Genomic DNA, 5,602 nt, shown 5'->3' on the forward strand with positions numbered 1-5,602 from the left:
ATTCCAATATATGAATAAAAAATGACGACAGCTATCAAAATTATAATTCTGATGTACTGCCGATTTTTACTGATATTTCATGAGCTGCTTGTTTTACCTTACTAATAAGAAAAGATAGTCGATTATCATTAATTCGATGACTAATTAACCCAACACTTAATGCTCCTACTACTTTATGATTAAATCCTATAATAGGTGCAGCTATTGAAGCTGTCCCCTCTGTTTTTTCACCATAACTCACAGCATATCCTTCATTTCTGATCTGCTTTATTTGATCGAAAAGAATTTGCTTTTGTTCTGGTAAAGAAGAAAGTAAATGTTCTACAATGTGTTCCATTTCATTCGTGTTCATATTGGCAAGCATCGTTTTATTTGCGGCTCCAATCGAAAGTGGAATCTGTTCCCCTAAGTTATCGATAACTCGAATTTTTAAAGGGCTATCAATTCTTTCAATGATAATAGAATGTGTTCCATTTGGAATGTTCAAATAAACACTTTCTTCAACTTCAGAGGCCAAACGCTTCATCACTTCTCTTGCAACAGATCTGTAGTCTACCTTCTCCAATTGACGTAATCCTATTTCCATCCACATTGGTCCAATCTTGTACTGTTTTGTTTCGGAAATTTGCGTAACTAATCCATGCTCCATTAAAGAGTTCAGTAACCTATGTACTGTACTAACCGGGAGATGTGTTCTATCAGCTATATCAGAAATAGCCCAATACTCTTTTTCATTTGTAGAATTCAGTAACTTAATAATACCTATCGCTCGATCAATGGACTGTACCATAACTCGCCTCAACTTTACTTGTAGTATGTTTAGCCTAATTACCTATCAATTTATCAAAAATTCAAACTGAAATCAAATAATTTATTTAATTTTCTAAAAATAGAGATATAACACTATCAAAAAAATGAAAACGCAAACAAAAAAATATTGACTTTTCTTTTTAATTATCTGAAAATTAGAACAAGATTTCACATCACGGAATACATTCCATAATACGGAAAAACATCAATTTTCATACTACCAATTATGAAAGTGAGGAAAACAATGACGCAAGTAAACAATACAAACAATGAATTAAAGCGCACGATGAAAGGTAGACATTTATTCATGATTGCACTCGGTGGTGTGATTGGAACGGGGTTATTTAACGGATCTGGTTTTATTATAAGTCAAGCTGGACCTGGTGGATCCGTACTTGCCTTTATGGCCGGTGGATTATTAATGTATCTCGTTATGCTATGTCTTGGTGAGCTTGCTGTAGCAATGCCAGTTTCAGGTTCCTTCCAGGAATATGCCACTAAGTTCATCAATCCCGCAACTGGGTTTACCATCGGATGGTTGTATTGGCTAAGCTGGGCGAATACGACTGGTCTTGAATTTACCACTGCTGGTATTACAATGCAGCGATGGTTTCCTGATATTCCTGTCTGGGTTTGGTGTTTAATATTTGGTGTTACAATATTCACTATTAACGCATTATCCGCTCGTAGTTATGCAGAAACAGAATTTTGGTTCTCAAGTATAAAAGTATCTGCCATTATTGCTTTCATTATTCTTGGCGGCGCCGCTATGTTCGGTTTTATTGATTTAAAAGGAAACGAACCCGCTCCGCTTCTTTCAAATTTCGTAAATCATGGTGGTTTATTCCCAAATGGACTTGCCGCTATCTTATTAACAATGGTTACAGTCAATTATTCCTTCCAAGGTACAGAACTTGTTGGAATCGCAGCAGGTGAAAGTGAAGATCCAGCAAAGACTTTACCTCGTTCTATTAGAAATATAATATGGCGCACAATGTTTTTCTTCGTCTTAGCAATCTTTGTTCTCGTGGCTTTAATTCCTTGGGAAGAGGCAGGATTAACAAAGAGTCCGTTTGTTGCTGTATTTGATAATATCGGTATTCCATATGCAGCTGATATTATGAACTTTGTTATTCTTACTGCTGTTCTTTCTGTCGCAAACTCAGGACTGTACGCCGCAACTCGAATGCTTTGGTCGTTATCAAAAAATGATATGGCTCCAGCCTTTTTAAAGAAATTATCATCACGAGGGATACCTCTAAACGCTTTAATCTTGACGATAGCTATTTCTGCTTTTTCTCTGTTGACAAGCGTTGTAGCTGCTGAAACGGTTTACTTATGGCTCATTTCAATTTCTGGAGTCATTACAATTATTGTTTGGATGTCAATTTGTGTTTCTCAATTCTTTTTCCGTAAACATTATTTAGCCGAAGGTGGAAAATTAGAAGACTTAAAATTTAAAACTCCACTTTATCCACTTGTACCAATTCTTGGTTTTGGATTGTATGGCATTATATTAATAAGTCTTATCTTTATCCCAAGTCAAAGACTAGGAATCTATTGCACTGTACCATTTATCATTTTTTGCTACACCTACTATCACTTAAAGGTAAAGAAAAGAATTGCTACTAACACTCATACAGATACTAAAATTAGCGAAACTTCGTAATACTGTACTATATTTAAAAGACCGCACATTGCTTTTACTTTGTGATAAGAACCATAAATTTGCCGTTTGGCAAGCTTATGGTTCTTTTTATTTGTGGCAAACATATGCTTCCAGGATTTGAAGAATATTTTTAATATCGCTTTTAAATAAAGTCACGGTGTTTATAAAAAAGGCGCGATGTTTTGTCCCTTTGGATCTGTTTATCTAAAGAGATGTTTTTATAGTGAAAATAAGATCTGAACTGAAAGGCGGATTAAGAAACTGCTGAGTAGCAATAAAGTTACTCCACTAAAGGGCCAGATTGTTGAGGAACGTTTTCAGGCAATTAGATTATTCAAGTTTGAATAGATCATTGAGATTGCGAAGGTTTTCACTTAAACTGACGGGGCAGTAATACTCAATTAAAAATAATGGTAAAGTTAGTGAAAAGAAGAAGGATTGAAAATCGTATAGATTCATTCATTGTAATACATTTTAAGTTTTTGTGTGGCGAGGTATTTGAGAAGTAAGAATGATTTCATCAAAAAAACCATTGGAGCTCCAACCGGTTTTTATATGACTATTTTTCCAGACCCAATTTAACATCATAACAAATTATAAATAAACAGTCTATACTTTTGGTTAGATTTTTTATATAGTTTGATTGACAGTAAAACCTAAGAAAAGGGGTGTTATTCATTGAGAATCACTTGTCACCTTGATCAATCTGATTTACAGGAGTATATGCAAAAAGTCTTTGGTACCAGTTATTTGGTTTCTAGTGTAACGAAAATGCATGGCGGTGCACAAAAGGTAGTCTATAAGATTGACTGCAGTAATGGATTTTCCTGCGTTCTGTATGTTTGGGATCTTACCATGAATTATTTTCAAGAAGAAATAGCGAACGGAGATATACATGAGCACTCCTATAGTAGTGATTTATTTGAATTAAATAACAAGTATTTAATTCAACAAGGAATTCAAACTCCCCTTCTATATGATCTGAATAAGGAAAGAAACCGTTATCCTTATGATTATGCTCTCGTTGAATATGTAAATGGACAAAAGGCAGAAGTTTATTTTCAACATTCCGATTCATATGTTAAAGATAAAGTGTTTCAGCGGATAGGAGATATGCTGGCAGACATGCATGCCAACGAGAGACTTACTCATGGGAAAGCGAATCAAAGTGGGATCAACACGGAAAAATGTCATCACTTGCAAATAAAGAATGCAAAAAGAGATTTAGATTACGCATGCCAACATATTGACAGTATCAGGGCTAGTCATAGCAATCTACTCGATACATTGTACGAGCTTGAATCAAAAATTGAAACAAGAAGTCGTTATGGATTTATACATGGGGAACTCGGCCCTGATCATGTATTAATTAATGACAAACTAGAACCTTATTTGATTGATATCGAAGGAGCCGAGTTCTTTGATATTGAGCATGAGCACAGTTTTTTGCAGTTTCGATTTGGGGGTTATTATCGATATTTAAAGAATGATACTCTCGACCCCAACAGGATGTTATTCTATCGATTCCATCATCATATATCCTTAACTTCAGGCGGGTTGAGATTGCTTCACAGAGGATTTCCGAATCAACAATTTGCAAAAGATCTAACCGATCACCATTCCCGTTGTGCACTGCGTTTTATTGAAGGTTGAACTTATGTCATTAAAAATTTAAAGATAGATAGGAGTTAAATACAATGATAAAAGGTTTCGGAGGAATATTTTGGAGAACTAAAAATCTTGATGTTATAAAAAAATGGTATAGTGAAGTGTTGAAGATTGAAATAGAAAATTGGAACGGGACTGTGATTAAACCCGAATTAGGAACTGAGACTATCTTTTCTTTCTTTGCCGAGAATGACAGTTATTTTCCTACAGAACAACAAGTGATGTTAAATTTCCAAGTACATAATCTAAACGAGACTATTCAGCATCTTGAACAAATTGGTGTACCTCTTGAAAAGAAAGAAGAGATTAGTGAATTTGGAAAGTTTATTTGGATTAAAGATCCTGAAGGACGACTGATTGAGCTTTGGGAGAAATAGTGAATTTTAATCATTTGCTATTAAGCTAACGGATGCTTTAGTTCAATAAAAAAAGTTGATTCCTTTGAAGTGCACCTCCGATTATTAGATACAGTCTAACAATCGGAGGTGCACTTTTTTAATCTATCCAACTTAGTATAAGCCTATCGATTTATTAATAATATCAATCTATCAATAAATTACAATCATCTTAAATGACTGAATTTTCCATAAATTAAAGGTTATCCCCCAAACAACCTCGAACATTGTAATAAACATACATAAGGAGGTTGAGCTATTTTGTTTCGTTCATTTACAAATGGATGTGTTGCCCTTGTGCAGCGTTTCTTACCAGAACCGTTTATTTTATCATGTTTATTAACTGTTTTTGTTATCTTTTTCGGCATGTTTGCAACGCACCAAACACCTGTAGAAATGATTAATCACTGGGGTAATGGAATTTGGGGACTTCTCGCTTTTTCTATGCAGATGGCTCTTGTACTCGTGACAGGATCTGCATTAGCAAACGCTCCTCTTATTAAAAAAGGATTAACGAAAGCAGCGAAACTACCGAAAACAAATGGACAAGGTATTATTGCAATTTCAATCGTAAGTTTACTAGGAGCATACATAAACTGGGGATTTGGTATTGTTGTATCTGTTTTATATGCAAAAGAAGTGGCAAGACAATTAGAAGGTTTAGATTATAGGTTAGCAATTGCTTCTTCCTACTCTGGATTTCTCATTTGGCATGCAGGTCTGTCTGCTTCTATCCCTCTTACATTAGCAACAGGAGGCGAAACGTTAATCAAAACGACCGCTGGGAGTATTAAAGAAGCGATTCCAATAACAGAAACGTTATTCTCACCATACGCACTCGTGCCAGTTATTATTTTTCTCGTTACGATGCCTCTCATTAACCGGGCCATGCATCCAGATGAAAAACATACGATAACTGTAGATCCTAGCGTATTCCATGAAGAGGCTGCCGCTCAAGAAGTAGAGCAAAAAACATTCGCTGAAAAAATGGAAAATAGTATGATTATTACACTTTGCATCGGATTATTAGGTCTTATTTATATTTTTAACTATTTTAGTA

Annotated in this window: 5 protein-coding genes; 4 read left to right on the forward strand and 1 reads right to left on the reverse strand. The window is 34.9% G+C overall.

The features are described from left to right. Nucleotides 1–40 precede the first annotated feature (40 nt). Nucleotides 41–790 (reverse strand): IclR family transcriptional regulator, encoded by a 750-nt coding sequence (locus tag AB3X49_RS16715; protein ID WP_367963476.1) that lies wholly within the window; start codon nucleotides 788–790, stop codon nucleotides 41–43. A gap of 264 nt (nucleotides 791–1,054) precedes the next feature. On the opposite strand from AB3X49_RS16715, the gene AB3X49_RS16720 reads away from it, so the two are divergent. From AB3X49_RS16720 to AB3X49_RS16735, 4 genes are all read left to right on the forward strand, one after another. Next, the gene (locus AB3X49_RS16720; RefSeq protein ID WP_016095835.1) at nucleotides 1,055–2,479 is read left to right on the forward strand and encodes an amino acid permease; all 1,425 of its coding nucleotides are present in this window, start codon (nucleotides 1,055–1,057) and stop codon (nucleotides 2,477–2,479) included. A 723-nt stretch (nucleotides 2,480–3,202) separates the two neighbouring features. Next, on the forward strand, nucleotides 3,203–4,132 hold the full coding sequence (locus tag AB3X49_RS16725) for a phosphotransferase (protein ID WP_367963481.1): 930 nt from the start codon (nucleotides 3,203–3,205) through the stop codon (nucleotides 4,130–4,132). A 44-nt stretch (nucleotides 4,133–4,176) separates the two neighbouring features. Next, nucleotides 4,177–4,524 (forward strand): VOC family protein, encoded by a 348-nt coding sequence (locus AB3X49_RS16730; RefSeq protein ID WP_002033235.1) that lies wholly within the window; start codon nucleotides 4,177–4,179, stop codon nucleotides 4,522–4,524. 279 nt (nucleotides 4,525–4,803) lie between these two features. After that, on the forward strand, nucleotides 4,804–5,602 hold a 799-nt coding region (locus tag AB3X49_RS16735), incomplete at its 3' end, for a TIGR00366 family protein (protein ID WP_367963479.1).

The organism is Bacillus sp. C30 (genome assembly GCF_040838255.1).
GTDB classification, from domain to species: domain Bacteria; phylum Bacillota; class Bacilli; order Bacillales; family Bacillaceae_G; genus Bacillus_A; species Bacillus_A mycoides.